Raw genomic sequence first — 26,261 nt, 5'->3', positions numbered from 1 at the left:
GCCCCCGACGGGTGCGACCTCGGGCAGACCCGTGGGGCGCCCCGGGTGCGAGAACCTGATTTCCGGTTTTGTCGAACGGTGTTGTACCTTTCAGTGAGCGCACTATTCTGCCGCGGACGACGGAGGATCCCTCGATGCAGAAGGCACTCGCCCCCGACATCTCCACCTGGCCCGACGAGAGCCCGCAGCTGATCGGCAGTCAATGCGGCGGCTGCGGTGCCACCACCTTTCCCGTGCAGCAGTGGTGCCCGCGCTGCAGCGGCGGCGAGATGACCGAGTTGTTGTTGCCGCGCCGCGGAACCCTGGTGGCGTGGACGACCCAGGGCTTCCCGCCCGGAGCCCCCTACGCCGGGCCGACCGGCGAGGATTTCGTTCCGTTCGGCGTGGGCCTGGTGCAACTCGGCGACGTCATCCGGGTCGAGGGCCGGCTGACCGAAAACGACCCGGCGAAACTGCAGTTCGGCCAAGACGTCGAACTCACCATGGTGCCGTTGACCACCGATGCCGACGGCAACGAAGTCATGACGTTCGCGTTCCGGCCGGTCTAAAGGAGGCGATATGACTAACGATGTGGCCATCATCGGCGTGGGCCTGCATCCCTTCGGCAGGTTCGAGAAGACCGCGATGCAGATGGGCGCCGAGGCCATCCAATCCGCGCTGACCGATGCCGGTGTCGAGTGGAAAGACATCCAGTTCGGCTTCGGCGGCAGCCACGAGGTGTCCAACCCGGACGCGGTGACCCGGCTGGTCGGGCTGACCGGCATCACGTTCACCAACGTGTTCAATGCCTGTGCGACGGCGGCCAGCGCCATTCAGCAGACCGCCGACACCATTCGGCTGGGCAAGTACGACCTCGGCATCGCCATCGGCTTGGACAAGCACCCGCGCGGCGCGTTCACCGACGACCCCGCGAAACTGGCGCTGCCGCAGTGGTATGCGCAGAACGGGCAGTTCGTCACCACCAAGTTCTTCGGCATGAAGGCCAACAAGTACATCCACGACCACCACATCTCCCAGTCCACGCTGGCCAAGGTGGCTGCCAAGAACTTCCGCAACGGCGCGTTGAACCCGAATGCATTCCGCCGCAAGGCGATTCCCGAGGAGGAGATCCTCAACTCGACGGTGCTGAACTACCCGTTGACGCAGTACATGTTCTGCGCGCCCGACGAGGGCGCCGCCGCGGTGATCATGTGCCGCGCCGACATGGCGCACAAGTTCACCGACAAGCCGGTTTATGTGCGGGCCTGCGAGATCCGCACCCGCCGCTACGGCGCCTACGAGGTGCACGCCACGTCGGCGCCGCTGGACGAGGACTCCTCACCGACGGTGTACGCGGCCAGGGCCGCCTACGAGGCGGCCGGCATCGGGCCCGAGGACGTCGACGTCGCGCAGCTGCAGGACACCGATGCCGGCGCCGAGGTGATCCACATGGCCGAGACGGGCCTGTGCGCCGACGGCGAGCAGGAGAAGCTGGTGGCCGACGGGGCCACCGAGATCCACGGCTCGATGCCCGTCAACACCGACGGCGGGCTGATCGCCAACGGTGAGCCGATCGGCGCGTCGGGCCTGCGGCAGATGCACGAGCTGGTGTGCCAGTTGCGCGGAGAGGCCGGCGAGCGGCAGGTGCCCGGCAACCCGCGCGTCGGGCTGGCCCAGGTGTACGGCGCGCCCGGCACCGCGTCGGCGACCATCCTGTCGCTCTAGTTCCCTCGCGAGCAGACGTAAAAGCACCCAAAAACCCATGGTTTTAGGGGCTTTTACGTCTGCTCGGCCGTGCACAGCCGCGCGCCTGTCCCCAGGTCGGACGTAGCTGACTACCGATACGCTGCGCCCGACAGCATGGTTGCTGGCTATGGACATCGAACGCGTGCTGCTGTCGAGGGGAGGGCTAGCGACCACCGCTGAACTGCTGACCGTGATCACCCGCAAACAGCTCGCCGGATTCATCAAGGCGGGCAGACTAATTCGGGTTTGCCATGGGGTCTACGGAGTAAGCCAGCCGGACCTGTTGGGCACGCTGGGCGCGCTGGATCTTTTGGCCGGTCAGCCGATTGTGGCCTGCATGGGTACCGCCGCGGCGTTGTACGGCTTCGACACCGAGGCCACATCACGAGTGCACATCCTTGACCCAGGTGTCCGGATGCGCCCGTCCTCGTGTCTCATGGTGCATCAACGAATCGGCGCTCCACTGCGGCGGGTTGAAGGGCGCCTTGCGACGGCACCCGCATGGACGGCCATAGAAGTCGCGAGGACGCTGCGGCGACCGCGCGCTTTGGCGGCTCTCGATGCCGCCCTACACCTCGGCGCTTGTACGACAGGCGAATTGCAGGCGACGGTCCGCGAACACAGAGGACGCCGAGGCGTCGTCAAGGTCCGGGAATTGATCGGCTACGCCAACGGCCTCGCCGAGTCGCCGATGGAGAGCGAGGCGCGGCTGGTGTTCATCGACCACCGGCTGCCCATGCCCGAGCTGCAATACAGCATTGTCGACCACTACGGAAAGGTCTGGCGTGTCGACTTTGCCTGGCCGGATGCGATGCTGGCCGCCGAGTACGACAGCATCGAGTGGCACCTGGGTCCAAAGGCCCTGCTGCATGACAGGCAGAAAACTGCCCGGCTTCAGGAATGCGGCTGGACCAGCATTCCGATGACCGTCGACGACATACGGCACGACCCAGTTGGTCTGGTAGACCGCATCAATACCCACCGGTTGAGTGGCGCGAGCAGACGCAAAAGCCCCCGAAACCATGGGTTTTCGGGGGCTTTTGCGTCTGCTCGCGGTTAAATCGCGGGGCCGAGCAGGTCGTCGGCGTCGCGGATGATGTAGCCATACCCCTGCTCGGCCAAGAAGCGCTGCCGGTGTGCGGCGTACTCGGCGTCCAGGCTGTCGCGGGCCACCACCGAATAAAAGATGGCGCCACCGCCGTCGTGCTTGGGCCGCAACAATCGGCCCAGCCGCTGCGCCTCCTCCTGACGTGAGCCGAAGGTCCCCGAAACCTGAACCGCCACAGAGGCTTCCGGCAGGTCGATGGAGAAGTTGGCAACCTTCGACACCACCAGCGTGGGCACCTCGCCGCGGCGGAAGGCGTCGAACAGCGCTTCGCGTTCCCTGGTCCGGGTCGACCCCTGGATCACCGGGGCATTCAGCTCGGCGCCCAGCTCGTCGAGCTGATCGAGGTAGGCGCCGATCACCAGGGTCTGCTCGTCCGGGTGCTTCTCCAGAATCGACTTCACCACAGCGATTTTCGTGTGCACCGTCGAGCACAACCGGTACCGTTCCTCGGGCTCGGCGGTGGCGTACATCATGCGCTCGTTGTCGGTCATGGTGACGCGGACCTCGACGCACTCCGCCGGCGCGATCCAGCCCTGCGCCTCAATGTCCTTCCACGGCGCGTCGTAGCGCTTCGGCCCGATCAGGGAGAACACGTCGCCCTCGCGGCCATCCTCGCGAATCAACGTGGCGGTCAGGCCCAGCCGCCGCTTCGACTGCAGGTCGGCGGTCATCCGGAACACCGGCGCCGGCAGCAGGTGCACCTCGTCGTAAATGATCAGCCCCCAGTCGCGGCTGTCGAAGAGCTCCAGATGCCGGTACTCGCCCTTGGTGCGACGGGTGATCATCTGGTAGGTCGAGATGGTGACGGGCCGGATTTCCTTGCGCTCCCCGGAGTATTCACCGATCTCGTCCTCGGTGAGCGAGGTGCGCGCGACCAGCTCGCGTTTCCATTGCCGGGCGGCGACGATGTTGGTGACGAGGATGAGCGTCGTCGCACGGGCTTTCGCCATCGCCGCCGCACCGACCAGCGTCTTGCCGGCGCCGCAGGGAAGCACCACCACGCCGGAGCCGCCGGACCAGAACGAGTCCGCGGCCATCTGCTGATAATCGCGCAGGTGCCAGCCGTCCTGGTGCAGGCTGATCGGGTGCGCCTCGCCGTCGACGTAGCCGGCGAGATCCTCTGCGGGCCAACCGATCTTGAGCAGCATCTGCTTGACCCGGCCGCGCTCGCTGGCGTGCACGACGACGGTGTCGTCGTCGATCCGGGCCCCGAGCATCGGCGCGATCTTCTTGTTGCGCAGCACCTCCTCGAGCACCGCGCGGTCCAGGCTGACCAGCGTGAGGCCATGGGCCGGGTTCTTGACTAACTGCAGGCGGCCATAGCGGGCCATGGTGTCGACGATGTCGACCAGCAGCGGCTGCGGCACCGCGTAGCGGGAGAAGCTGACCAGCGCGTCGACGACCTGTTCGGCGTCGTGGCCGGCCGCGCGGGCGTTCCACAGCGCCAGCGGCGTGATGCGGTAGGTGTGCACGTGCTCGGGCGCGCGTTCCAGCTCGGCGAACGGCGCGATGGCGGCGCGCGCGGCGCCGGCCAGCTCGTGGTCCACCTCGAGCAGCACCGTCTTGTCGGACTGCACGATCAACGGTCCGTCGCTCAAAATGCGCCACTCCTCCTCATCGCGCTACGCGCTCTGCATCGTCGTCGGCGCGCATTTGATCCATTATCCGGACTCGGCCGACACCACCGACGTGATGCGGTGGACGGCGAAGTCCCGCAGCCGCCCGGACGCCGAGTCGAACGCCACCAGCTGCCCGCCCCTTACCGTGATCGGAGACACCACCCGCTGGGTGGCCACGCCCGCGGCGTCGAGGTAGCCGATCACCAACGTGTCCTGATCCTTGGCCGCGCGCTGCAACAGCGACATGGTGACCGCGGGGTCGACGCGAACATTCCCGAACGGCGCCGCGGTCACCTTACGCAGCACCGAGACGACCGCGTTGAGCGTCTCGGCGCTGGGCCGCGGCGGTGGGCGGTAGGGGCGACGCTGCTGGGGGGTGGGCACCCGGGCGCCGCGAGGCCGCACGTCGACGATGGCGCCCGAGGAGTCCTCGGCCGCCGGGGCGAAGCCCGCGGCCCGCAGCGCGACGAGCACCTCGGCGATCGGCGCGGGCGACACGGCCACCGTCGGGGCCAGGGCACGCAGCTGCAGGTCCGCGGCGGCCGCCACCGCCTGGGCGAGCAGGGCCGGGTCTTCGCAGCGCACGAACGACGCGGCCATCCCGATCCGGAGTTGCCCGTGCCGGCGCGCTACGTCGTCGATGAGGTATGTGAGCCCTTGCGGCACGGCAGTTTTCGAGTGCCGGGTGAAAAACGCGTGCATCCAGTCGCGGGTCTTGCCGATGTCGAGCGCGTGCCGGATCGACTGCTCGCTGATGCGGTAGACCATCGCCGCGCCGGCCGATTCGACGGTGGCGACCGCGGCCAGATCCTCGGCGAGATCGCGCTGCAGCGGCCCGGGCACGACGACGGTCAGGTCGGCTTGCACGAAAAAGTGGTCGATCGGTTTGGGCAGCGCCCGCGTCATCGCGTCGATGGCGACGTCGTCGGCCTCGTCGAGCAGCGCGCGACCGGGGGTGCTGATCGCCCCGCGACCCACCAGGCCCAGCGCGTGGCCCTCGGTCAGCAGGTCCGCTATCGGCCCGGGCTGCAGCCGCCTCGCCCAGCGCGGCCGGCGCCAGATCAACGCCGCCGACGCCGACGCCGCGTCCACACCGGCACCGTGGGGCAGCTCGGAGAGCATGCCCAGCAGCAGTCGGCGATCCAGCGGGGCGGCCGTCGAGTACAGCGAATCCGTAAGGGCGCCATAGGGTTTGCCGTCCGGGCCGCGGGTGCCGATCAGGGCCGGACGCCCCGGCAGATCAAGCCAGGTGACGGCCAGCAGGTGCCAACGCTCGGCGGTCGACAACGCGCCGAACCGGTCGGCGGCCACCGTGGGCGCCCAATACGGCCCGTCGCCGTTGGCCGGGTCCGGATCGGGCATCCCGCTCGCGATCAACCCGGCCGCGGCCGCGACCTCCAGGACCAGCCCCAGCCGCGACTCGTCGATGCCGGTCGTCTTGGCGAGCCGTTTGACCTCTCGCACTCCCAGTCCGCCGCTGCGCAGCTCGGGAACCGGTGTGGCGCCGAGGCTTTCGAGCAGCACGTCGAGTTCGCGCAGCAGGTCGATGATGGCTCCGGCCGCCGCCGCGTCGGCGTCGGCGGGTGCGGTGGTGGACACCACCGGGTCGGGTTGCGTCAGTTGCATGGGGCCCGGTTGTTCGCCGCGCAGCACCTGCCCGACGTGGAGGGGCAGGATCACCGTCTCGGCATCGATCCGTCGCAGCAGCCCCTTCGCCAGCAGCTGCGGCACCGGCCGATCCGCCGGGGCGCCGGGCGCGGCATCGCGGGTGCGGCCCATCGGGGACCCCTCGAGCAGCTTGTGCAGCACGTCGAGCTCCGCCTTGTCGAGCCCGTCGATGAGCTCGGCGATCTGCTCGCCGGTGCGCGACGTGTCCTCGAGGGTGACCTGCCCCGGCTGCCACGGCAACGCGGTGCCGGCGTCGGCGGCCACCCGGACCGCGGACTCGCCCCAGACCAGCGCGCGCTGCCTGAGGTCGTCCAGCGCGCCCAGTACGTCGGCCTCGGGCGCGCGGTCGCCGATCAGCGCCAGCAGCTTGGCGGTCGGCACCGGCGCGGTGTCGGCCTGCAGCACCAGCAGGGCGTCGAGCACGGCCAGCCGCAGGAAGTCGAGCTCGTCCGTGGCGGCCTTGACCGACTGCCGTGCCACGGCCCGCGCCGCCAGCGCCGCGATGCTGCCGGGCGGCGGCTGGGCAAGGTCCGGCCGCAGTTCCAGCAGCCGGATCAGCCGCTCGTCGGGCAAGTCGGCCAGCCAGGACCCCAGCGGGATGTCCGGGGTGTTGTCGGTCATTGCTGACCAGGGTAAAGCAGCGCGCGCGGCCCGGGCTCACGGCGAGGACGCCGGAATTCGGCACGCGCGGCCTAGCGTCACGTCCGCGGGCGCGACCTGTCAGAATGGACCCCGTGGCTGACATTGCTGAGGACCAGGCGGGCAAGACCCGGTACGTCGACAACGGCTGGCCGACGACGGACCCGGACGACCATGCGGTGAGCGAACTGGCGACGGATCGGACGGGCGCGTTGTCGCCCTTCGGTGACCTGACGTTCCCGCTGCCCTCCGATGACCTGCCATACGTTCACCCGGTAACGGTCGTCAACCGGTAGGTCCCAGGATGGCTCGGGCATCCAGGGCAACCGAGGAGTCCCGCTCGGGTTCGCTGTCGCATCTGGATGAGCGCGGGGCGGCGCACATGGTCGACGTCACCGAGAAGGGCGCCACCAAGCGCACCGCCGTCGCCGCGGGTGCCCTGCGAACCACGGCGCAAGTGGTATCGCTGATCTCGACCGGGGGCCTGCCCAAGGGCGATGCGCTGGCTACCGCGCGGGTGGCGGGCATCCTGGCAGCAAAGCGCACCAGCGACCTGGTCCCGCTGTGCCATCAGCTCGCGCTCACCGGTGTCGATGTCGATTTCACCGTCGGCGAGTCCGACATCGAGATCACCGCGACGGTGCGCAGCACCGACCGCACGGGGGTGGAGATGGAGGCGCTGACCGCCGTCAGCGTCGCCGGGCTTACGCTCTACGACATGATCAAGGCGGTCGACCCGTCCGCGCGCATCGATGACATCCGGGTGCTCCGCAAAGAGGGCGGCAAAAGCGGAAACTGGGCACGCTGATGGCCGCGCGATCGGCACGAGTGATCATCGCCTCGACGCGGGCCTCCACCGGCGTGTACGACGATCGCTGCGGACCGATCATCGCCGAATGGCTTGGGGAGCATGGGTTTTCGCCCGTCGAGCCGAAGGTGGTCGCCGACGGGAAGCCGGTGGGTGAGGCCCTGCACGCGGCGGTCGACGACGGCGTCGACCTCATCATCACCTCGGGTGGTACCGGCATCTCGCCCAGCGACAGCACCGCGGACCAGACCGCGGCCGTGCTGGATTACATGATCCCGGGCCTGGCCGACGCGATCCGACGCTCCGGGCTGCCGAAGGTGCCGACGTCGGTGCTCTCGCGCGGTGTGTGCGGTGTGGTCGGCCGGACCCTGGTGGTCAACCTGCCCGGTTCGCCCGGCGGGGTGCGTGACGGCCTCGGCGTCCTCGCCGATGTGCTCGACCACGCGCTCGACCAGCTCGCCGGCAAAGACCACGAGCGATGACGCTCGTCCTGCGCGCCGCACTGACCGAGCAACCCATCTACCTGGCCGAGCACGAGGAGCTGGTGGGCCATCAGTCCGCCGGGGCCATCGTCGGATTCGTCGGCATGATCCGCGACCACGACGCCGGACGCCGGGTGGTGCGGCTGGAGTATTCCGCGCATCCGTCGGCCGCACAGGTCATCGCCGACGTCGTCGCGGAGGTCGCCGCGCAGTCCAGCGGCGTGCGCGCCATTGCGGCCAGCCACCGGATCGGCGCGTTGCACATCGGCGAGGCCGCACTGGTGGCGGCCGTCGCCGCCGACCATCGGCAGGCCGCGTTTGCCACCTGCGCCCATCTCGTCGACACCATCAAGGCGCGAATACCGGTGTGGAAGCACCAGTTCTTCGACGACGGAACCGACGAGTGGGTGGGCTCGGCCTAAGGCCTAAGGCTTAACGCCTAGGTGCCGAACGGCTGGGCAATCGCGTCCAGCGCGTCGTTGCCGTGGATGTCCTGGCCCTGGATCGCGTCCCACAGCTGCTGCGTGTAGCCGACCTGCGACACCTGCTTCGGGGCGTCGGGCGCCGGAGGGGCGGGCGGTACGGCGTCCGCGGGCGGCGCCGGGGGCAGCGCATCGGCGGGAGGCGCCGGAGGCAGAGCGTCGGCGGGAGGCGCGGGCGGTGCCAGGTCCGTGGGGGGCGCGGGCGACACATCCGCGGGGGGCGCCGGCTGGTTCGACGAGGCCAACACGACGGGAGCCGACGGCTCGGCCGGCGCCGGGGGAGGCGGCGGCGGAGGAGCGTCTGGTGCGGGAGCTTCCGGCGGTGGCGGCGGGGCCAGCGGTCCGCCATTGAGCCACGGCAGGTCCAGGCCGGCCGGTGCCGGTGCGGGGACCTCGCGGGGCGTCGGGCCCGACAGCGGTCCGCCGCACACGGGCCAGGCGCCGCGACCCTGGGTGGCCAGCACCCGCTCGGCGACCGCGATCTGCTGTTCCCTGGTGGCCAATTCGGCCGACGGGGCGTACTCGCCGCCGCCGTGCGAGGACCACGTGGCTGAGGTGAATTGCACGCCGCCGTGGTAGCCGTTGCCGGTGTTGATGCCCCAGTTGCCGCCGGACTCGCAACGGGCTACTTGATCCCATTCGCCGTCGGTGGCCGCGGCCGCTTGGCCGGCGAGGGCAATGCTGCCGCCACCAAGTACCGCCCCGGTGAAGGCGATCTTGGCGACGCTGATGTTTGAGGTAGTGGGCTTACGGTGCCGTCCACTCATGCGCGCCGAAATTTCCTCTCTGATGCACGCCTGCGAGGTCAGCTGTCGGGTTCGGGTTGGAGAGGCCACCCGGCCGATGTCGTCCTGCCGAGAACGACGCCGGCTTCACCCCAAGGAGCCGCACGCGGCCCCGGTCCGATCACGGTGGACCGGTGGGTCCCCCGCCTCCATCCAATTAACGGATCCCCCGCCTATCGGATGGAGCTTGGCGCGGATAGGGAGGGAGGAACGCCACCGGTGACTTGGCGAACCTCGAGAGACGCTAGCGGGTTCTGTTGGTCCCGTCACGTCTGGCCAAACCGGGCGTTTCTCTCACCGTCGTCCGGAAAAGCGCCAGGAACGCGGCCCGATTACGCAGGTCAGAGCGGCCGAGATCGGAGCGTGTCCGCGCCGTTATCAATCCGTTACGTGACGCATCTCACACCGTCAGCCTCCGGCGAATGGCGGCAGCACGTCGATCGTGTCACCCGATCGCAACGCCTTGGTCTCGTCGCGAACGGCGATTCCGTCGCACAGATACGAGCATCGCCTCAGCACCGTTGCCAAGCGGGTACCCGGGGCCGCGAGCCTTTCAACCAAATCGGCCACCGTGGTCCCGGGGCGCAGTATCACCGACTCCGATTCGGTTCCGGCGGCGGCGCGCGCGGCGGCGAAGTAGCGAACCGTGACCTGGATTCCGTCCGGTTCGACGGCCGCCTCAGCCACCTCGGCCACCTCAGCCACCGATCGAGCTCATCGGCCGGTCCGGCTGCACGAAGTTGGGGTCGTTGATGCCGTGCCCGGCGGGCTTGCCCCACATCGCGGTGCGCCAGGCCGCCTCGATCTCGTCGTCGCTCGCGCCGCCGCGCAGCAGGCCGCGCAGGTCCGTCTCCTCGGCTGCGAACAGGCAGCTGCGGATCTGGCCGTCGGCGGTCAGCCGGGTGCGATCGCACGTCGAGCAGAAGGCGTGCGACACCGACGCGATGACACCGAACTTTCCGGCCGGCGTGCCCGGGCCCGTGTCCACCAGCCAGAGCTCGGCGGGGGCCGAACCGCGCGGCGCCGGGTCCGGGCGCAGCCGGAAGTGCGGGCGCAGCGCCGCCAGCACGTCGTCGGCGGTCAGCGCGGCCTCGCGGCGCCACTGGTGCCCGGCATCGAGCGGCATCTGCTCGATGACCCGCAATTGGTAGTCGTGCTCGAGGCAGAACCGCAACAGCTCGACGACGTCCTCCCGCCCGGTGGCGGGATCGAGCACGGCGTTCACCTTCACCGGCGTGAGGCCAGCCGCCTTGGCCGCGGCCAGGCCGTCCAGCACGTCACCGAGCCGGTCGCGGCGGGTGATGGCCGCGAAGCGGGCGCGGTCCACGCTGTCCAGGGAGATGTTGATGCGGTCCAGCCCGGCCTCGGCCAGGGCGGCGGCGCGGCGCGCCAACCCGACCGCGTTGGTGGTCAGCGAGATCTCCGGGCGGGGCCGCAGGCGCGCCGCGGCGGCGACCACCTCCTCGAGGTGGCGGGCCAGCAGCGGCTCACCGCCGGTGAACCGCACGCTGGTGATGCCGAGCCTGGTCACCGCGATGTGCATCAGCCGGGCCAGCTCGTCGGGTCGCAGCAATTGCTCGCCGGGCAGCCAGTCCAGGCCCTCTGCCGGCATGCAGTAATTGCAGCGCAGGTTGCACCGGTCGGTCAGCGACACCCGCAGGTCGGTGGCGGCCCTGCCGTAGGTGTCCAGCAACGGCCCATCGGTCGGCGCCTCGCCGGCGCGTTCGCGCGCCGAGGCCGCGCCGGGCATCGTCGGCAGGCCGAGGGCGGTCAGGGTCATGCCGCCACCTGCCCGAGCGGGGCCGGTGCGTCGACCGGAACGATTTCCTTACCCAGCGGCAGCAGCGACACCGGGATCAACTTGAGGTTGGCCAGCGCCAGCGGGATGCCGATGATCGTGATCGCCATGGCCACCGCGCTCGTCAGATGACCGAGCGCCAGCCACCACCCGAACAGCAGTATCCAGATCACGTTTCCGACGAGCGCGCCCGTCCCGGCGGTCGGCTTTTCGACAATCGTCCGGCCGAACGGCCACAACGCATAGGACGCGATGCGCAGCGACGCGAAGCCGAAGGGGATGGTGATGATGAGCAGGAAGCTGAGGAGCGCCGCCAGCAGGTACCCGGCGGCCATCCAGAGGCCACCGAATACAAGCCAGATAATGTTCAGGATCAGGCGCATATCTCCTCCAGCGGTCCTCCCAGCCTACCGAGCAACCGGTAATCGGGGGTGCTAGCGGGGCGGCCGTCCGAGTAGGATCTGAATCCACAATCGCGTCCTGCACAGGCGGGACGCTTCTTGTGTCGCCCATCCTAGTTATCCGTCAGACAAGCAGGTGAGACCAGTGCCGACCGGCAAGGTTAAGTGGTACGACGCCGACAAGGGGTTTGGCTTCCTGTCGCAGGAGGACGGCGAGGACGTGTACGTCCGCGCGTCGGCGCTGCCCGCCGGTGTCGACGGGCTCAAGACGGGGCAGCGGGTGGAATTCGGCGTCGCGTCGGGGCGGCGCGGTCCGCAAGCGTTGAGCCTCAAGCTGATCGACCCGCCGCCCACGCTTTCCCGCCCGCGCCCTCAGGGGCCGGCCGAACACAAGCACAGCCCCGATGAGCTGCACGGCATGGTCGAGGACATGATCACGCTGCTGGAGAGCACCGTGCAGCCGGAGTTGCGCAAGGGGCGCTACCCGGACCGCAAGACGGCCCGCCGGGTCTCCGAGGTGGTCAAGGCGGTCGCCCGGGAGCTCGACGCCTGACCGGGCGGTGAACCAGAACCTGCCGGTGCGCCCCGAAGCTACCCGGTGGTAACTTCGACTTCCGTAGGTCGTGGTATTCGGGCCAACAGCGGGTACTCACGCCTCGATGTGGGTTGCTAGCGAGGAGGCGGCGATGGCACAGCAAGCGCAGGTTACCGAGGAGCAAGCGAGAGCCCTCGCCGAGGAATCCCGCGAAAGTGGTTGGGATAAGCCGTCGTTCGCCAAGGAGTTGTTCCTCGGCCGTTTTCCGTTGGAGCTCATCCACCCATTCCCCAAACCGTCCGACGCCGACGAGCAACGCATTCGCGCGTTTCTCGACAAGTTGCGGGAGTTTCTGGACACCGTCGACGGCAGCGTCGTCGAGCGCGACGCGCAGATTCCCGACGAGTACGTGAAGGGCCTGGCCGAACTGGGCTGCTTCGGCATGAAAATTCCGGGCGAATACGGCGGGCTGGGCATGTCGCAGGTCGCCTATAACCGCGCGCTGATGATGGTGTCGAGCGTTCATCCCAGTCTCGGCGCGCTGCTGTCGGCCCATCAGTCGATCGGGGTGCCGGAGCCGCTCAAGCTCGCCGGAACCGACGAACAGAAGCGGAAGTTCTTGCCGCGGTGTGCCGCCGGGGCGATATCGGCATTCCTGCTCACCGAGCCGGATGTGGGCTCGGACCCGGCGCGCCTGGCCTCGACGGCCACACCGGTCGACGACGGGAAGGCGTACGAACTCGAGGGCGTGAAGCTGTGGACCACCAACGGCCTGGTCGCCGAACTGCTGGTGGTGATGGCCCGGGTGCCCAAGAGCGAGGGGCATCGCGGCGGAATCAGCGCGTTCGTGGTCGAGGCGGATTCCCCCGGGATCACCGTGGAGCGGCGCAACAAGTTCATGGGGCTGCGCGGCATCGAGAACGGCGTGACCCGGCTGCACGGGGTCCGGGTGCCCAGCGAAAACCTGATCGGCCGCGAGGGCGACGGCCTCAAGATCGCGTTGACCACGCTCAACGCCGGCCGGCTGTCGCTGCCCGCGAGCGCGACGGGGTCGGCCAAGTGGGCGCTGAAGGTCGCCCGCGAATGGTCCGGGGAGCGCGTGCAGTGGGGCAAGCCGCTGGCCAAACACGAAGCGGTGGCCAGCAAGATCTCGTTCATCGCCGCCACCAACTACGCGCTCGAGGCGGTGCTCGAGCTGTCTTCGCAGATGGCCGACGAGGGCCGCAACGACATCCGCATCGAGGCGGCGCTGGCCAAATTGTGGGCCAGCGAGATGGCCTGCGCCATCGGTGACGAGGTTTTGCAGATCCGCGGCGGGCGGGGCTACGAGACCGCGGAGTCGTTGGCCGCGCGCGGTGAGCGCGCGGTGCCGGTCGAGCAGTTGGTGCGGGACCTGCGCATCAACCGCATCTTCGAGGGATCCAGCGAGATCATGCGGCTGCTCATCGCCCGCGAGGCGGTCGATGCCCACCTGAATGCGGCCGGTGACCTCGCCAAGGCCGACGCGAGCCTGAAGCAGAAGGCCGCGGCGGCGGCCGGCGCGAGCGGGTTCTACGCGAAGTGGTTGCCGCAGTTGGTCTTTGGCGAAGGCCAGCGACCGGGGGCATACAGCGAGTTCGGCCCGCTCGCGTCGCACCTGCGGTTCGTCGAACGCTCCACCCGCAAGCTGGCCCGCAACACCTTCTACGGGATGGCGCGCTGGCAGGCCAAACTCGAGCAGCGGCAGGGGTTCCTGGGGCGCATCGTCGACATCGGCGCCGAGCTGTTCGCGATGTCCGCGGCCTGCGTGCGCGCCGAGGGCCAGCGGGCCGCCGATCCCGTTGTCGGCCAACAGGCTTACGAGCTGGCCGAGGCGTTCTGCCAGCAGGCGACGCTGCGTGTCGAGGCCCTGTTCGATGCGCTATGGGCCAACACCGACAGCACCGACGTTCGGTTGACCCATGACCTCATGGAGGGCCGTTACACCTGGCTGGAGGAAGGGATCATCGACCAGTCGGAGGGCACGGGACCGTGGATCGCGCACTGGGAACCGGGCGAGTCCACCGAGCCCAACCTGGCTCGCCGGTTCCTGACGGTGTCCGCGCCGACGGAGGCGAACCTGTAGGACTTTCGCCGTGGCCACCTACGTCGCCGGGTCGGGTGAATTCACCCGCGACACCAACTACATCACCACCCGCGTCACCGCCGACGGACGCGATGGCTATCCCGTCGAGCCGGGGCGGTATCGCCTCGTGGTCGCCCGCGCCTGCCCGTGGGCCAACCGCGCGATCATCGTCCGGCGGCTGCTGGGCCTGGAAAGCGTTCTCTCGATTGGCTTTTGCGGCCCCACCCACGACGAGCGCAGTTGGACATTCGATCTCGACCCGGGGGGCGTCGATCCGGTGCTGAAGATCCCGCGGCTGCAGGACGCCTACTTCAAGCGCTTCCCCGACTACCCGAAGGGAATCACCGTCCCGGCACTCGTCGACGTTCCCACCGGCGCGGTGGTCACCAACGATTTCGCGCAGATGACGCTGGACTTCTCCACGGAGTGGACCGCTTACCACCGCGAGGGCGCGCCGCGGCTCTACCCCGAGCGCCTCCGGGTCGAGATCGATGAGGTGAACAAGCGGGTCTACAGCGAGATCAACAACGGTGTATACCGGTGCGGATTTGCTGGGTCACAAGAGCCATACGACGCCGCCTACGACCGGTTGTTCACCGCGCTGGACTGGGTGAGCGAGCGGCTGGCCGGGCGGCGATACCTGGTGGGGGACACCATCACCGAGGCGGACGTGCGGCTGTTCACCACGCTGGCCCGCTTCGATCCCGTCTACCACGGGCATTTCAAGTGCAATCGCAGCAAGCTGTCCGAGATGCCGGTGTTGTGGGCGTACGCGCGCGACCTGTTCCAGACGCCCGGGTTCGGCGATACCGTCGATTTCGTCCAGATCAAGCGGCACTACTACATCGTGCACGCCGACATCAACCCGACCGGGATCGTGCCGAAGGGCCCGGACCTGTCCGGCTGGCTGAGCCCGCACGGTCGGGAGGCGTTGGGCGGCAGGCCTTTCGGGGACGGAACGCCGCCGGGTCCGCCGCTGGAGGCCGAGCGAGTGCCGGCCGGTCACGGCGCGTAACCGATGGCGCGCGCTCAGTAAACCAGTCGCACCGACCATTCCGCGTGCGGGGCGTCGCGCAGCTCACCGGATTGATCGACCACCAACGTCAGCAACTGCACCACGATCCCGGTCAACCGCCCGCGGTGCGGGTCGACCGTCGGGATGGTGACCGCGAGTCGGGTGCCCGGGCGAAACATGGTGGTGGCGGTGTTGACGGGATCCTCGTACACCTGCAACAGCCGCCACGGCGCGCGGGAGATGGCTTCGGGCACCGAGAGCTGCACCGGATAGCGCTCGCTGACCCGTAGCTCGCCCTGTATTTGCGGTGACTGACAGTCGTCGAGGTTGAGCACGTTGCAGTACTGGTACGGCCCCACCCGGGCCAGGTGCCCGTGCGAGTACGCGCTGATCTCGGGTCGGTGGGGTCCGGGTTTGCGCACCAGCAGCCACGTTCCGAGCCCGGCGCCCACGGCCAGCAGCGCAACCAGGGCCGTAAGTCCCACGGCCACACCGCGTTTCACTCCGGCACCGCCGCCGGCCGCCTGCCGTGGTGTCGATGCATACTCTCCTGCTCGACCATGACGGGCCGGTTGCCCCCGAGGCCGGGAATCAACGAGTTGCCGCGGAAGCTGACGATGGTCTGCGCCAGCCCCAGAATGAGCAGGGCGCTGACCGCGGTGAAGCCGACCCACAATTCGGTGTACACCATGACGCCGAGCGCGCCGCCGAGCACCCAGGCCAGCTGCAGCGTCGACTCCGAACGTCCGAACCCCGAAGCCCGCGACTCCTCCGGCAGGTCGTGTTGCAACGATGCGTCCAGGGATGCCTTCGCGATCGCGCTGCACCCGGAGGTGACCAGGGTGGCGATCACGGCCATCGGCAGCGTGCCGGCCACCGCGGCCGCCAGGGCCACGGCGCACACCGCGACCGTGCAGCGCACCACCAGCACGGCCGGCCTGCCCAGTCGCAGCCGTGCGCTGGTGAAGTTGCCCGCGAAGTTCCCGATCGCGGCGGCGGCGCCGATCATGCCGAGCATGCCCACCTGGACCCAACCGCTGGCCTGGTGCGCCTTGGCGACAAACGCCGGATACAAGAACAGGAAGCCGACCATCACCTTGATGGTGCAATTGCCCCACAGCGACGTGATGATGTTGCGGCCCAACGGTTGTCGCAGCGTATCGCCGACTCTTCTGACCTCCTCCGGCCAGCGTCGCCGCAGCGGGTCGCTGTCGTTGTGATAGCTCAGGGTGGCCGGGACCTCACCCGCGGTCACCTCGACCCAGCGCGGAATCCGCATCGACAGCAGGGCGCCGGCAACCGTGACGGCCACGACCACGAACAACGCCCCGGGCAATTGGAACAGGTGGGTGCAGACGAACTCGACGCCGCCCGCGATGGCGCCGCCGGCGATGGTGCCGCCCAGCAGGCCGAACACGGTGAGCCTGGAGTTGACCCGCACCAGGTCGATGCTCGGCGGCATCACCCTGGGCGTCACCGCGCTGCGCAGCACGGAAAACGATTTCGAGAACACCATCATTGCCAGGGCGCACGGATACAGCACCATCGACGGGAAGCTGCCGGTGGCGCCGTCGTAGTTCATGATCAGCACCACCGCCAGCGCCGTGCGGAGCGCGAAGGACAGGGCCAGCGCGACGCGACGGCCGTGCTGCAGCCGGTCCAGCGCCGGACCGATCAGCGGTGCGATCACCGCGAACGGCGCGATGGTGATCAACAGGTACAGCGCCACTTTCGACTTGCTCTCCCCGGCGGCCGCGGCGAAGAACAGGGTGTTGGCCAACGCGACGGCCATCGCCGAGTCGACCGCGAAGTTCGCCACCACCGGCCACGTCAGCGCGGTCAGGCCGGACTTGTCGGCGCCGTCGGCGGTGGCGGCCCGCTGGACCATCCAATACATGCGGGAGCCCATCTCGCGGCTGCGCTGGGCCGCCGCGCGCGTGACCGTGATCCGCTCGCCGGAGGCCGGACCGCGCGGCGGCGCGCTGGGGCGATCCGGTTCCGGCTGGTGGCCCAGCGGCGGGAGATACCGGTTGGCGCTGGGCATCGTAGGCGAACGGCGCGCCCGCCGGTGATCGGGGTCGTCGGCCGGGTAGTTGGCCATGCCGGGGTGCTGGTTGACCGATTCGTTGCGGGTCCGGCGGCCCGGCTGGGAGGCCACGCGGCCCGGATGATCACGCCGCCGTCCAGACACAAATCAATTCTGTCCTATGCCGGCGGGCAACCGGGCGTGGCTCGCCAACCTACTATTGGAGACGCAGCGCAGAGAGGGGATGGCGTGACCGGATCCAGCGGGGAATCCGCCGTAGCAACCGACGCCGAGTGGCCGGCCGAGGTGGCGGCGGTGCTCACGGGTGCGGTCGACGCGGCCCGGGCGGCCGTCGAGGAGTTCGCCGGCCCGGAGGCGGTCGGGGACCACCTGGGCGTCAGCTACGAGGATCCCAATGCCGCCACGCACCGGTTCCTGGCCCATCTGCCCGGCTATCAGGGATGGCAGTGGGCGGCCGTCGTCGCGGCCTATCCGGGCGCCGACCACGCGACCATCAGCGAAGTGGTGCTGATCCCCGGGCCGACGGCGCTGCTGGCGCCTGAATGGGTGCCCTGGGAACAGCGGGTGCGCCCGGGCGATCTGAGCCCCGGGGACCTGCTGGCCCCCGCGGACGACGATCCGCGGCTGGTCCCCAGCTACACCGCCAGCGGTGACCCGCAGGTCGACGAGATCGCCGCCGAAGTCGGGCTGGGGCGGCGCTGGGTGATGAGCCCCTGGGGCCGCGCTGCCGCCGCCGAGCGATGGCACACCGGGGACTACGGCCCCGATTCGCCGATGGCTCGCTCCACCAAACGGGTGTGCCGCGACTGTGGTTTCTACCTGCCGCTGGCGGGATCGCTAGGCGCGATGTTCGGGGTATGCGGTAACGAGCTCTCCGCCGACGGGCACGTCGTCGACAAGCACTACGGCTGCGGCGCGCACTCTGACACCCCGGCTCCCGCGGGCACCGGCTCGCCGATGTACGAGCCGTACGACGACGGCGTGCTCGACGTCACGGAGCCGCCGGAGTCACCGGAGCCGGCGGCCGAGGAGCCCGAACCCCCGGAGCCCGAGCCACCGGAGCCCGAGCCACCGGAGCCCCCGGAGCCGGAGTCCGATTAGCCCTTCTCGGCGGCGGCCTTGATGTTTGCCAGCGAGGCGTTCATGCCCTCGACCAGTTCGCGTTCGAAATTCGACGTTCCCCCGAAGAGGGCCTTGACCGAGAGGTTCGAGAACGCGGTGACACCGTTTTCGGCGTGCCGGCTCTCGATCACCCGGGTGCCCTGGCCGGTCGGCTCGAGCTCGTAGCTCCAGATGGTGCGGTTGGTGTTGACCCGGAACGCCAGCTTCTTCTCCGGCACCACCTCGACGACGGTGCACGTGGTGATCCAGAACAAGCGGTTGCGGCGGTTGAGGTTGAGGGTGCGGGTCCCCGGGCGCAGCGGACCGAAGGCCTTCATCCGGCGGCACTGCGGGCTCCATTCGGGCATCCGGCGAAAGTCGGAGATCAACTCCCAGACTTTGGCGGCCGGTGCGTCGATGTCGACTTGGGCTTGCAGCAGCGGGGCTACCATTGCACCTCCCGATCGGGTTCGAAACTAGTTGTGGTTGAGGTAGTTTTCGAGTCCGGATTGCGCGCCACGCGCGCCGCGGCGAACCGCGGTGAGCTGCCACACGAAGATGCTGGTGCCGAGCAACCCGGTGCCCAGTCCGGCCAGGGTCACCGGTCGCCAGCCCTGCAGCGCGGGCACGAGAAAGGCGGCCGCCGCGGCGGCCAGCCAGCCCAGGAAGCCGATGACGACGACGGGCCAAACCTCGAGCAGCACCGGCGGCAGCGGCGGCGCCTCGGGGCTGTCGCCGGCCGCGCTTTCGCCTGACCCGCTTGAGCCGGGTTCGCTTTCGCCAGGTCCGACAGACATCCCGATCAACATAGCTTGCGGTCCCGCGTCCGAACCGTCCGGTCCGGCACAGGTTGCGCCGATTGTTCCTAGTTTCTCGGCTTCCGATGTAACCTCGCGCCATGCCTGACAGCGATGCGCGGCTGGCCAGTGACTTGTCGCTGGCCGTCATGCGGTTGGCCCGCCAGCTGCGCTTCCGGAACCCATCGTCGCCCGTGTCGCTGTCGCAGCTTTCGGCGCTGACCACCCTGGCCAACGAGGGCGCGATGACGCCCGGCGCGCTGGCGATCCGGGAACGGGTCCGGCCGCCGTCGATGACCCGGGTGATCGCATCGCTGGCCGACGAGGGCTTCGTCGACCGCACCCCGCACCCCGTCGACGGCCGGCAGGTGCTGGTCTCGGTGTCGGAGGCCGGTGCCGAACTGGTCAAGGCGGCCCGGCGCGCCCGCCAGGAGTGGCTGGCGGAGCGGCTGGCGACGCTGGACAGCGACAAGCGCGCCACCCTGCGCGAGGCCGCCGACCTGATGCTGGCCCTGGTCGACGAAAGCCCGTGAGCCTCGACGTCCAGGACGTCGACGATCCCGACGATCCGCGACTCGACGATTTCCGCGACCTGAACAGCGTCGACCGTCGCCCGGATCTGCCGACCGGGAAGGCGTTGGTGATCGCCGAGGGCGTGCTGGTGGTGCAGCGCATGCTGGCGTCGCGGTTCACCCCGCACGCGCTCCTCGGCACCGACCGCAGGCTGGCCGACCTCAAAGAGGACCTCGCCGGTGCCAACGCCCCGTTCTACCGAACCTCCGCCGACGTCATGGCCCGGGTGGTCGGCTTCCACCTCAATCGTGGCGTGCTGGCGGCCGCGCGCAGGGTGCCCGAGCCGAGCGTCGCGGACGTCGTCGACGGCGCCCGCACGGTCGCGGTGCTCGAGGGCGTCAACGACCACGAGAACCTGGGCTCGATCTTTCGTAACGCGGCGGGGCTGGGCGTGGACGCGGTGGTGTTCGGCAGCGGCTGCGCCGACCCCCTCTACCGTCGCGCCGTTCGGGTGTCCATGGGACACGCGCTGCTGGTGCCGTACGCGCGGGCGACCGACTGGCCCGCCGACCTGATGACGCTGAAGGAACGCGGATTTCGGCTGCTGGCCATGACCCCGCACGGCCAGGCGTGCGCGCTGGCGGACGCGATGGCGGCGGTGCGCGACGACCGCATCGCGGTCCTGGTGGGCGCCGAGGGCCCGGGGTTGACGCCGGCCGCGCTGCGGCGCAGCGATGTGCGGGTGCGCATCCCGATGTCGCGGGGCACCGACTCGCTCAACGTCGCGACTGCGGCCGCTCTTGCGTTCTACGAGCGGGTTAGGCTCGGCCGGTGAGCGACGAGCGCGGCCAGCGCTCCCAGTCTGTGCCCTGGGCAACGGGTTTGACGGTGGCCGCGTTCGTTGCGGCGGTGATCGCGGTCGCGATCGTGGTGCTCAGCCTCGGGCTTGTCCGCGTGCATCCGCTGCTGGCCGTCGGGCTCAACCTCGTCGCGGCCGGAGGACTGGCGCCCACGCTGTGGGGATGGCGGCGAACCCCGGTGCTGCGCTGGTTCGTGCTGGGCGCGGGGGTCGGGGTGACGGGTGCGTGGTTGACGCTGCTCGCGCTGGCGGTGTCGTAGCTAGCGCTGACCGCCCGAGCGGACCCCGAGCAGCACGTCCTCCCAGGCCGGGATGACGGGCTTGCCGCGCCGGGTGTGCACCGGCTGCTCCTTGGGGCTGGCGGCGGCCGGCTGCACCGGCGTGCTGACCGGCGGCTTCACCGGCTCGTCGAAGTCGACGTGCGCCACCGGGGCGAGCGGTCGCAGCGGGCGCTCGAAGTTCGGGTCGATCAGCTCGCTGGCCGCGTCGTCGAGGGCGGTGACCGTTCCGCCGTGGGCCCCGGGCGTGAAGCAGAAATGCGCGTTGTTGTCGGACCGGCCGGCCTTCCACGCCAGCTGCACCGTCCAGCGGTTGTCTTCGCTGCGCCAGGCGTCCCAGCTGAGCTTGTCGTGTTCGAGGCCGCGCTTCACCAGCGCGGCGCTGACGGTCTCCAGCAGGGTGAGCACCGCGGGGCCGTCGGCGAGCATCGGATGTGCCGCGGTTGCCAGCTCCGCCACCCGGAACCGCTCCAGCAACACCGGATTGGCGAACCGGCGGACCCGCGAGACGTCCGAACCCGACGCCGCGGCCACCTGCTCGACGGACGCGCCCGCGCGGATCCTGGCCTGAATTTCTTTGGGGCTCAGCATGTTGGTGACTTCGATCTCGAGATGCGGTTGTTCCGGCTGCGCCGGCTCGCCCTTCAACACAGCCCGCAACCGGTCGTCGGCCGCCAGCTTGAACTGCTCCGCGGGATCATCACTCTCGCAGATGAGGTATTTGCTGTCGGCATCGAGCCCAACCAATTTGAGTTCCCGCATGGTGTTCTCCTCGCAGGCTCCGTGCAGGTCAGCGACGGACCCGTCAGGTGCGCACTCTAGTCCAGCCGACGCCCATCACGTGTGCTGACACGCTGGGCGGTGGCGCGGCGATTGCCGCCGGGTCGAGCGCCGCGTTAAAGGCGTTCGACCACCCAGTCGACGCACTGGGTGAGGGCGCTGACGTCGTCGGGGTCGACAGCCGGGAACATCGCGACCCGCAACTGGTTGCGGCCGAGCTTGCGGTACGGCTCGGTGTCGACGATGCCGTTGGCCCGCAGCACCTTGGCGACGGCCGCGGCGTCCACGTCGTCGACGAAGTCGATCGTGCCCACCACCTGCGAACGCAGGGCCGGGTCGGCGACGAACGGCGTGGTGTACGGGCGCTCCTGGGCCCACGAGTACAGCCGCTGCGACGAGTCCGCCGTGCGCTTGACCGCCCAGTCCAGCCCGCCGTTGGCCAGCAACCAGTCGAGCTGTTCGGCCATCAGCGCCAGGGTGCCGATGGCCGGCGTGTTGTAGGTCTGGTCCTTGAGGCTGTTCTCGATCGCGATCGGCAGCGACAGGAAGTCGGGCACCCAGCGACCCGACGCCGCGATGGACTCGACGCGGGCCAGCGCGGCCGGGCTCATGACGGCCAGCCAGAGGCCGCCGTCGCTGGCGAAGTTCTTCTGCGGCGAGAAGTAATAGGCGTCGACGTCGTTGATGTCGACCGGCAGGCCACCGGCGCCGGAGGTGGCGTCGATCAGAATCAGTGCATCAGCCGAGCCCGGCGGCCGTCGTACCGGCACCGCGACCCCGGTCGACGTCTCGTTGTGCGCCCACCCGATCACGTCGACCGACGGGTCGCTCTGCGGCTCCGGCGCGCTGCCGGCGTCGGCCTTGATGATGATGGGGTCGCCGACGAACGGGTTCTTGGCGACGCAGGAGGCGAACTTCGAGCTGAACTCGCCGAACGACAGGTGCAGCGAGCGCTTGTCGATCAGCCCGAAGGCCGCGGCGTCCCAGAACGCCGTCGCGCCGCCGTTGCCCAGGATGACCTGGTAGCCGTCCGGCACGGAGAACAGCTCGGCCACCCCGGACCGGACCCGGCCCACCAGGTTCTTGACCGGCGCCTGGCGGTGCGAGGTGCCGAACAACGGCGCCAAGGTGGTGCTCAGCGCCTGCAATTGCTCGGGCCGCACCTTCGACGGACCGCACCCGAAGCGGCCGTCGCGGGGTTTGAGATTTTCGGGGATCTGGAGCTGGTCAGCCATGCCAGTCAGCGTAGTGAGCGACGCCGACCCGGTGCCCCGGCGGCCCTGGCCGCCACGTCTCGGTGTGAGCCAGGACACACGGTTCGGCTGACCACTGGTCAGCCCACAGTGGTTGACGGGGTCTGGAATATTCCCGGTACCCGCGGTACTGTCTAGACATTGCACGTCCAAATGTAAACCTCGTTGGGGAGGGCTTGGATATGGCCAGGACGCGAATGGTCCGGCGCTGGCGCCGCAACATGGAAGTGCGCGACGACGTCGACTACGTCAACATGCTTGCCACGCTGTCCGAGGGGTCGGTGCGGCGGAACTTCAACCCGTACACCGACATCGATTGGGACTCACCGGAATTCGCGGTCACCGAGAATGACCCCCGGTGGATTCTGCCGAAGACCGACCCGCTGGGCCGGCATCCCTGGTACCAGGCCCAGCCCGAGGCGCGCCAGATCAAGATCGGCATGTGGCGCCAGGCCAACGTGGCCAAGGTGGGACTGCACTTCGAGTCCATCCTGATCCGCGGGCTGATGAACTACACGTTCTGGGTGCCCAACGGTTCGCCGGAATACCGGTACTGCCTGCACGAGTCGGTCGAAGAGTGCAACCACACGATGATGTTCCAGGAGATGGTGAACCGGGTCGGCGCCGACGTTCCGGGGATGCCGCGGATGCTGCGCTGGATCTCGCCGCTCGTCCCGCTGGTCGCCGGCCCGCTGCCGGTCGCGTTCTTCATCGGCGTGCTGGCCGGCGAGGAGCCCATCGACCACACGCAGAAAAACGTTCTGCGCGAAGGCAAGTCGCTGCACCCGATCATGGAGCGGGTGATGGCCATCCACGTCGCCGAGGAAGCCCGCCACATCTCCTTCGCGCACGAGTTCCTGCGAAAGCGGTTGCCGCAGTTGACCAAACGGCAGCGGTTCTGGGTCTCACTGTACTTGCCGCTGACCATGAAGATGTTGTGCCGCGCAATCGTGGTGCCGCCCAAGTCCTTCTGGCGCGAGTTCGACATCCCGCGTGAGGTCAAGAAGGAGCTGTTCTTCCGCTCCCCGGAGTCGCGGAAATGGCTCAGCGACATGTTTGGCGACGTCCGGATGCTGGCCTACGACACGGGGCTGATGGAAACCCGCTCCGCGCGGCTCATGTGGCGCCTGTGCAAGATCAACGGCAAGCCGTCGCGCTACCGCAGCGAACCGCAACGCCAGCACCTCGCCGCGGTGCCGGCGGCCTAGGTCTTATCGAGTTTCTATGCCGCACGTTATTACCCAGTCGTGCTGCAACGACGGGTCCTGTGTTTTCGCGTGCCCCGTGAACTGCATTCACCCGACGCCGGACGAGCCGGGCTTCGCGACTTCGGAGATGCTCTACATCGATCCGGTGGCCTGCGTGGACTGCGGCGCGTGCGTGACCGCTTGCCCGGTCGGCGCGATCGCGCCGGACACCCGGCTGGAGCCCAAGCAGCTGCCGTTCGTCGAAATCAACGCGTCGTTCTACCCGGAAAGGCCCGCGGGCGAGAAGCTGCCGCCGACCTCCAAGCTGGCGCCGGTGCTCCCGGCGCCCGAGGTGCGCGCCCGCCGTCGTCCGCTGACCGTCGCCATCGTCGGGTCCGGGCCCGCGGCGATGTATGCCGCCGACGAACTGCTCACCCAGCATGGCGTGCGCGTCAACGTCTTTGAGAAACTGCCCACGCCATACGGGCTGGTCCGCGCCGGGGTGGCGCCCGATCACCAGAACACCAAGAAGGTGACCCGGCTGTTCGACCGGGTCGCCGGTCATCGCCACTTCCGCTTCTATCTCAACGTCGAGATCGGCAAGCATCTCACCCACTCCGACCTGCTGGCCCACCACCACGCCGTGCTGTACGCGGTCGGTGCGCCCGACGACCGCCGGCTGGACATCGAAGGCATCGGCCTGCCCGGCACCGGGACCGCCACCGAGTTGGTCGCGTGGATCAATGGGCATCCCGACTTCGCCGATCTGCCAGTCGATCTCGGCCACGAGCGGGTGGTGATCATCGGCAACGGCAACGTCGCCCTCGATGTGGCCCGTGTGATCACCGCGGACCCCGACGATCTGGCCCGCACCGACATCTCCGATCACGCGCTGGCGGTGCTGCGCGGCTCCGCGGTGCGCGAGGTGGTGATCGCCGCCCGGCGTGGGCCCGCCCATTCGGCGTTCACGTTGCCCGAACTGATCGGACTGACCGGCGCGTCTGACGTCGTGCTCGATCCCGGCGACCACCGGCTGGTGGCAAGCGATCTCGCGTCCGCCGCGGACGCGTCGACCAGGACCAAGCTGGAGATCCTGAGCAAGCTCGGCGACGCTTCGGCGCCGCCGTCAACCGGCCGCCCGCGAATCCGGCTGGCCTACCAGCTCACGCCGCGGCGGGTGCTGGGCGATCGGCGCGCCACCGGCGTCGAGTTCTCGGTCACCGGCACCGACGAGGTGCGTCGGCTCGACGCGGGCCTGGTGCTCACGTCGATTGGCTACCGCGGCAAGCCGATTCGCGATCTTCCGTTCGACGAGTCCGGCGCGGTGGTGCCGAACCAGGACGGCCGCGTCGTCGACCCCGGCTTCGGTGAGCCGGTGCCCGGCGCATACGTCGCGGGATGGATCAAGCGCGGGCCGACCGGCTTCATCGGCACCAACAAGTCCTGCTCCCTGCAAACCGTCCACGCCCTGGTCGCCGACTTCAACGCGGGCCGGTTGACGGACCCGGCGGCCGGGCCGGAGGCCCTGGACAGGCTGGTGCGTGTGCGTCAGCCCGACGCCGTCGACTCCGCGGGGTGGCGCGCCATCGACGCCGCCGAGATCGCGCGCGGCGGCGGCGGCGGCCGGCCCCGCATCAAGTTCACCGACGTCGCCGACATGCTGGCGGTCGCGGCGACCGCGCCACCGGCGCCCGTTCGACGCCGGCTGCTCTCGCGGCTGTTCGGCTAACCGGCGCCCTGCCCGGACATTGCCGCCGCGATCTCCTCGGGGCTGACCTCGCGCATCGGCTGTCCCAGCGACCAGTGGTGGCCGAACGGGTCTTCGACCATGCCGTAGCGGTCTCCCCAGAACTGGTCGTCCAACGGCATCACGACGGTGGCGCCGGCGTCCAGCGCACGCTGGAACTTGGCGTCGACGTCGGTGACCGTCAGGTGGATGGTGACCGGGGTGCCGCCCAGCGACTTCGGGGTCATCGACTGGCCGTCGCGGAACTCGGGGAAGTCGTCGTTGAGCATCACCAGGGAGCCGTTGATGCGCAGCGCGGCGTGCACCAGCTTGCCGTCGGGGCGGGGCACCCGCCCAAGCTCCTCGGCGCCAAAGGCCTTGACGTAGAAGTCGATCGCCGCGGCGGCGTCGTCGACGACGAGGTGTGGGGAAACTGCGGGTTCGACATTGATCGCCATGTTGTCTCCTTAGTTGTGGGTGTCCGGGCCAGTCCCGGACCGGCTCACGGATACTGACCCCGGCCGCGACGAGAATTCACCGCGGCGGCGCCA

The 26,261-nt window shown here is 69.3% G+C and carries 29 protein-coding genes and 1 riboswitch; of the genes, 16 read left to right on the top strand and 13 right to left on the bottom strand.

Annotated features, from left to right (window positions below; translation table 11 throughout):
• The first annotated feature begins 134 nt into the window (after positions 1–134).
• From AC5Y6X_RS02820 to AC5Y6X_RS02810, 3 genes are all read left to right on the top strand, one after another.
• Positions 135–548 (top strand): Zn-ribbon domain-containing OB-fold protein, encoded by a 414-nt coding sequence (locus AC5Y6X_RS02820; RefSeq protein WP_499984334.1) that lies wholly within the window; start codon positions 135–137, stop codon positions 546–548.
• A gap of 10 nt (positions 549–558) precedes the next feature.
• A complete protein-coding gene (locus tag AC5Y6X_RS02815) occupies positions 559–1,704 on the top strand; it encodes a thiolase family protein (RefSeq protein ID WP_499984332.1) in 1,146 nt (381 codons plus the stop codon).
• Positions 1,705–1,846: 142 nt separating this feature from the next.
• Positions 1,847–2,785, top strand: coding sequence for a type IV toxin-antitoxin system AbiEi family antitoxin (locus AC5Y6X_RS02810; protein WP_499985195.1), 939 nt, complete (start codon positions 1,847–1,849; stop codon positions 2,783–2,785).
• On the opposite strand, the gene AC5Y6X_RS02805 is transcribed toward AC5Y6X_RS02810, so the two are convergent.
• On the bottom strand, positions 2,782–4,431 hold the full coding sequence (locus tag AC5Y6X_RS02805) for a DNA repair helicase XPB (RefSeq protein ID WP_499984329.1): 1,650 nt from the start codon (positions 4,429–4,431) through the stop codon (positions 2,782–2,784). The genes AC5Y6X_RS02810 and AC5Y6X_RS02805 overlap by 4 nt on opposite strands.
• Before the next feature lie 63 nt (positions 4,432–4,494).
• Complete coding sequence (locus AC5Y6X_RS02800; RefSeq protein ID WP_499984326.1) at positions 4,495–6,741, bottom strand: helicase-associated domain-containing protein; 2,247 nt, start codon at positions 6,739–6,741, stop codon at positions 4,495–4,497.
• A gap of 113 nt (positions 6,742–6,854) precedes the next feature.
• Here AC5Y6X_RS02800 and AC5Y6X_RS02795 point away from each other — a divergent pair, with 113 nt between their 5' ends.
• Genes AC5Y6X_RS02795 through AC5Y6X_RS02780 form a run of 4 tightly spaced genes read left to right on the top strand, consistent with a single transcriptional unit; the run spans position 6,855 to position 8,471 of the window.
• On the top strand, positions 6,855–7,055 hold the full coding sequence (locus tag AC5Y6X_RS02795) for a hypothetical protein (RefSeq protein ID WP_324674011.1): 201 nt from the start codon (positions 6,855–6,857) through the stop codon (positions 7,053–7,055).
• A gap of 8 nt (positions 7,056–7,063) precedes the next feature.
• On the top strand, positions 7,064–7,567 hold the full coding sequence (moaC, locus tag AC5Y6X_RS02790; protein WP_499984321.1) for a cyclic pyranopterin monophosphate synthase MoaC: 504 nt from the start codon (positions 7,064–7,066) through the stop codon (positions 7,565–7,567).
• Entirely contained in the window at positions 7,567–8,049 is a 483-nt protein-coding gene (locus tag AC5Y6X_RS02785; RefSeq protein ID WP_499984317.1) for a MogA/MoaB family molybdenum cofactor biosynthesis protein, read from the top strand. The genes moaC and AC5Y6X_RS02785 overlap by 1 nt, the downstream gene beginning before the upstream one ends.
• A complete protein-coding gene (locus AC5Y6X_RS02780; protein WP_499984314.1) occupies positions 8,046–8,471 on the top strand; it encodes a molybdenum cofactor biosynthesis protein MoaE in 426 nt (141 codons plus the stop codon). Before AC5Y6X_RS02785 ends, AC5Y6X_RS02780 begins: the two co-directional genes overlap by 4 nt.
• 17 nt (positions 8,472–8,488) lie before the next feature.
• Here AC5Y6X_RS02780 and AC5Y6X_RS02775 read toward each other — a convergent pair whose 3' ends face one another.
• The 4 genes from AC5Y6X_RS02775 to AC5Y6X_RS02760 form a co-directional block, all read right to left on the bottom strand.
• Positions 8,489–9,298: a transglycosylase family protein gene (locus AC5Y6X_RS02775; protein WP_499984312.1), complete on the bottom strand. Its 810-nt coding sequence runs from the start codon at positions 9,296–9,298 to the stop codon at positions 8,489–8,491.
• A 10-nt stretch (positions 9,299–9,308) separates the two neighbouring features.
• Positions 9,309–9,519, bottom strand: a riboswitch (cyclic di-AMP (ydaO/yuaA leader).
• A gap of 205 nt (positions 9,520–9,724) precedes the next feature.
• Entirely contained in the window at positions 9,725–10,012 is a 288-nt protein-coding gene (locus tag AC5Y6X_RS02770) for a MoaD/ThiS family protein (RefSeq protein WP_499985193.1), read from the bottom strand.
• 1 nt (position 10,013) lies between these two features.
• Complete coding sequence (gene moaA, locus AC5Y6X_RS02765) at positions 10,014–11,096, bottom strand: GTP 3',8-cyclase MoaA (RefSeq protein WP_499984311.1); 1,083 nt, start codon at positions 11,094–11,096, stop codon at positions 10,014–10,016.
• Positions 11,093–11,497 carry a YccF domain-containing protein gene (locus tag AC5Y6X_RS02760; RefSeq protein WP_499984309.1) on the bottom strand — a complete coding sequence of 135 codons (405 nt, stop codon included), beginning with the start codon at positions 11,495–11,497 and terminating at the stop codon, positions 11,093–11,095. The genes moaA and AC5Y6X_RS02760 overlap by 4 nt, the downstream gene beginning before the upstream one ends.
• A 163-nt stretch (positions 11,498–11,660) precedes the next feature.
• On the opposite strand from AC5Y6X_RS02760, the gene AC5Y6X_RS02755 reads away from it, so the two are divergent.
• The 3 genes from AC5Y6X_RS02755 to AC5Y6X_RS02745 all read left to right on the top strand — a co-directional run bounded on the left by AC5Y6X_RS02755 (position 11,661) and on the right by AC5Y6X_RS02745 (position 15,169).
• Positions 11,661–12,068: a cold-shock protein gene (locus AC5Y6X_RS02755; RefSeq protein WP_499984306.1), complete on the top strand. Its 408-nt coding sequence runs from the start codon at positions 11,661–11,663 to the stop codon at positions 12,066–12,068.
• Between the two features lie 133 nt (positions 12,069–12,201).
• Positions 12,202–14,154: an acyl-CoA dehydrogenase family protein gene (locus AC5Y6X_RS02750; protein ID WP_499984304.1), complete on the top strand. Its 1,953-nt coding sequence runs from the start codon at positions 12,202–12,204 to the stop codon at positions 14,152–14,154.
• Positions 14,155–14,164: 10 nt separating this feature from the next.
• Positions 14,165–15,169, top strand: coding sequence for a glutathione S-transferase family protein (locus AC5Y6X_RS02745; protein WP_499984299.1), 1,005 nt, complete (start codon positions 14,165–14,167; stop codon positions 15,167–15,169).
• A 14-nt stretch (positions 15,170–15,183) separates the two neighbouring features.
• Here the strand turns inward: AC5Y6X_RS02745 and AC5Y6X_RS02740 are convergent, their stop codons facing one another.
• Together AC5Y6X_RS02740 and AC5Y6X_RS02735 are read right to left on the bottom strand one after the other, a co-directional pair.
• A complete protein-coding gene (locus AC5Y6X_RS02740; protein WP_499984297.1) occupies positions 15,184–15,672 on the bottom strand; it encodes a DUF2771 domain-containing protein in 489 nt (162 codons plus the stop codon).
• A complete protein-coding gene (locus AC5Y6X_RS02735; RefSeq protein ID WP_499984295.1) occupies positions 15,669–17,327 on the bottom strand; it encodes an MFS transporter in 1,659 nt (552 codons plus the stop codon). The genes AC5Y6X_RS02740 and AC5Y6X_RS02735 overlap by 4 nt, the downstream gene beginning before the upstream one ends.
• A gap of 117 nt (positions 17,328–17,444) precedes the next feature.
• On the opposite strand from AC5Y6X_RS02735, the gene AC5Y6X_RS02730 reads away from it, so the two are divergent.
• Complete coding sequence (locus AC5Y6X_RS02730; protein ID WP_499984293.1) at positions 17,445–18,317, top strand: DUF3027 domain-containing protein; 873 nt, start codon at positions 17,445–17,447, stop codon at positions 18,315–18,317.
• Here AC5Y6X_RS02730 and AC5Y6X_RS02725 read toward each other — a convergent pair.
• Both AC5Y6X_RS02725 and AC5Y6X_RS02720 read right to left on the bottom strand, forming a co-directional pair.
• The gene (locus AC5Y6X_RS02725) at positions 18,314–18,769 is read right to left on the bottom strand and encodes an SRPBCC family protein (RefSeq protein ID WP_499984289.1); all 456 of its coding nucleotides are present in this window, start codon (positions 18,767–18,769) and stop codon (positions 18,314–18,316) included. The genes AC5Y6X_RS02730 and AC5Y6X_RS02725 overlap by 4 nt on opposite strands.
• A gap of 24 nt (positions 18,770–18,793) precedes the next feature.
• On the bottom strand, positions 18,794–19,114 hold the full coding sequence (locus AC5Y6X_RS02720) for a DUF2530 domain-containing protein (RefSeq protein WP_324674037.1): 321 nt from the start codon (positions 19,112–19,114) through the stop codon (positions 18,794–18,796).
• 101 nt (positions 19,115–19,215) lie between these two features.
• Here AC5Y6X_RS02720 and AC5Y6X_RS02715 point away from each other — a divergent pair, with 101 nt between their 5' ends.
• From AC5Y6X_RS02715 to AC5Y6X_RS02705, 3 genes are read left to right on the top strand one after another with little or no spacing between them, the layout of a single operon-like run.
• Positions 19,216–19,647, top strand: coding sequence for an Rv0880 family HTH-type transcriptional regulator (locus AC5Y6X_RS02715; protein WP_499984285.1), 432 nt, complete (start codon positions 19,216–19,218; stop codon positions 19,645–19,647).
• Positions 19,644–20,462 (top strand): TrmH family RNA methyltransferase, encoded by an 819-nt coding sequence (locus AC5Y6X_RS02710; protein WP_499984283.1) that lies wholly within the window; start codon positions 19,644–19,646, stop codon positions 20,460–20,462. The genes AC5Y6X_RS02715 and AC5Y6X_RS02710 overlap by 4 nt, the downstream gene beginning before the upstream one ends.
• Entirely contained in the window at positions 20,459–20,746 is a 288-nt protein-coding gene (locus AC5Y6X_RS02705; protein ID WP_499984281.1) for a DUF2537 domain-containing protein, read from the top strand. Before AC5Y6X_RS02710 ends, AC5Y6X_RS02705 begins: the two co-directional genes overlap by 4 nt.
• Here AC5Y6X_RS02705 and sepH read toward each other — a convergent pair whose 3' ends face one another.
• Both sepH and serC read right to left on the bottom strand, forming a co-directional pair.
• Positions 20,747–21,526: a septation protein SepH gene (gene sepH / locus AC5Y6X_RS02700; RefSeq protein WP_499984278.1), complete on the bottom strand. Its 780-nt coding sequence runs from the start codon at positions 21,524–21,526 to the stop codon at positions 20,747–20,749. It abuts the gene before it with no gap.
• A 134-nt stretch (positions 21,527–21,660) separates the two neighbouring features.
• A complete protein-coding gene (gene serC / locus AC5Y6X_RS02695; protein WP_499984276.1) occupies positions 21,661–22,779 on the bottom strand; it encodes a phosphoserine transaminase in 1,119 nt (372 codons plus the stop codon).
• Between the two features lie 200 nt (positions 22,780–22,979).
• Between serC and AC5Y6X_RS02690 the strand changes: the two genes are divergently transcribed.
• Together AC5Y6X_RS02690 and AC5Y6X_RS02685 are read left to right on the top strand one after the other, a co-directional pair.
• Positions 22,980–24,005: an AurF N-oxygenase family protein gene (locus AC5Y6X_RS02690; protein WP_499984273.1), complete on the top strand. Its 1,026-nt coding sequence runs from the start codon at positions 22,980–22,982 to the stop codon at positions 24,003–24,005.
• Between the two features lie 16 nt (positions 24,006–24,021).
• A complete protein-coding gene (locus tag AC5Y6X_RS02685; protein WP_499984269.1) occupies positions 24,022–25,713 on the top strand; it encodes an FAD-dependent oxidoreductase in 1,692 nt (563 codons plus the stop codon).
• Here AC5Y6X_RS02685 and AC5Y6X_RS02680 read toward each other — a convergent pair.
• Positions 25,710–26,168 carry a VOC family protein gene (locus AC5Y6X_RS02680; RefSeq protein WP_499984267.1) on the bottom strand — a complete coding sequence of 153 codons (459 nt, stop codon included), beginning with the start codon at positions 26,166–26,168 and terminating at the stop codon, positions 25,710–25,712. The two genes, AC5Y6X_RS02685 and AC5Y6X_RS02680, sit on opposite strands and share 4 nt — an antisense overlap.
• Positions 26,169–26,261: the final 93 nt, after the last annotated feature.

The organism is Mycobacterium sp. NGS26 (assembly GCF_059813025.1).
Note: the sequence above shows the minus strand (reverse complement) of the source record. Positions and strands in the feature narration are given on the sequence as shown.

What these genes read in the sequence shown, in the direction of transcription:
- AC5Y6X_RS02820 (WP_499984334.1), top strand. Translation starts at nt 135, where the DNA reads ATGCAGAAGGCACTCGCCCCCGACATCTCCACCTGGCCCGACGAGAGC.
- AC5Y6X_RS02815 (WP_499984332.1), top strand. Translation starts at nt 559, where the DNA reads ATGACTAACGATGTGGCCATCATCGGCGTGGGCCTGCATCCCTTCGGC.
- AC5Y6X_RS02800 (WP_499984326.1), bottom strand. Translation starts at nt 6,741, where the DNA reads ATGACCGACAACACCCCGGACATCCCGCTGGGGTCCTGGCTGGCCGAC.
- moaC (WP_499984321.1), top strand. Translation starts at nt 7,064, where the DNA reads ATGGCTCGGGCATCCAGGGCAACCGAGGAGTCCCGCTCGGGTTCGCTG.
- AC5Y6X_RS02785 (WP_499984317.1), top strand. Translation starts at nt 7,567, where the DNA reads ATGGCCGCGCGATCGGCACGAGTGATCATCGCCTCGACGCGGGCCTCC.
- AC5Y6X_RS02780 (WP_499984314.1), top strand. Translation starts at nt 8,046, where the DNA reads ATGACGCTCGTCCTGCGCGCCGCACTGACCGAGCAACCCATCTACCTG.
- AC5Y6X_RS02775 (WP_499984312.1), bottom strand. Translation starts at nt 9,298, where the DNA reads ATGAGTGGACGGCACCGTAAGCCCACTACCTCAAACATCAGCGTCGCC.
- moaA (WP_499984311.1), bottom strand. Translation starts at nt 11,096, where the DNA reads ATGACCCTGACCGCCCTCGGCCTGCCGACGATGCCCGGCGCGGCCTCG.
- AC5Y6X_RS02760 (WP_499984309.1), bottom strand. Translation starts at nt 11,497, where the DNA reads ATGCGCCTGATCCTGAACATTATCTGGCTTGTATTCGGTGGCCTCTGG.
- AC5Y6X_RS02750 (WP_499984304.1), top strand. Translation starts at nt 12,202, where the DNA reads ATGGCACAGCAAGCGCAGGTTACCGAGGAGCAAGCGAGAGCCCTCGCC.
- AC5Y6X_RS02725 (WP_499984289.1), bottom strand. Translation starts at nt 18,769, where the DNA reads ATGGTAGCCCCGCTGCTGCAAGCCCAAGTCGACATCGACGCACCGGCC.
- AC5Y6X_RS02720 (WP_324674037.1), bottom strand. Translation starts at nt 19,114, where the DNA reads ATGTCTGTCGGACCTGGCGAAAGCGAACCCGGCTCAAGCGGGTCAGGC.
- AC5Y6X_RS02715 (WP_499984285.1), top strand. Translation starts at nt 19,216, where the DNA reads ATGCCTGACAGCGATGCGCGGCTGGCCAGTGACTTGTCGCTGGCCGTC.
- sepH (WP_499984278.1), bottom strand. Translation starts at nt 21,526, where the DNA reads ATGCGGGAACTCAAATTGGTTGGGCTCGATGCCGACAGCAAATACCTC.
- serC (WP_499984276.1), bottom strand. Translation starts at nt 22,779, where the DNA reads ATGGCTGACCAGCTCCAGATCCCCGAAAATCTCAAACCCCGCGACGGC.
- AC5Y6X_RS02690 (WP_499984273.1), top strand. Translation starts at nt 22,980, where the DNA reads ATGGCCAGGACGCGAATGGTCCGGCGCTGGCGCCGCAACATGGAAGTG.
- AC5Y6X_RS02685 (WP_499984269.1), top strand. Translation starts at nt 24,022, where the DNA reads ATGCCGCACGTTATTACCCAGTCGTGCTGCAACGACGGGTCCTGTGTT.
- AC5Y6X_RS02680 (WP_499984267.1), bottom strand. Translation starts at nt 26,168, where the DNA reads ATGGCGATCAATGTCGAACCCGCAGTTTCCCCACACCTCGTCGTCGAC.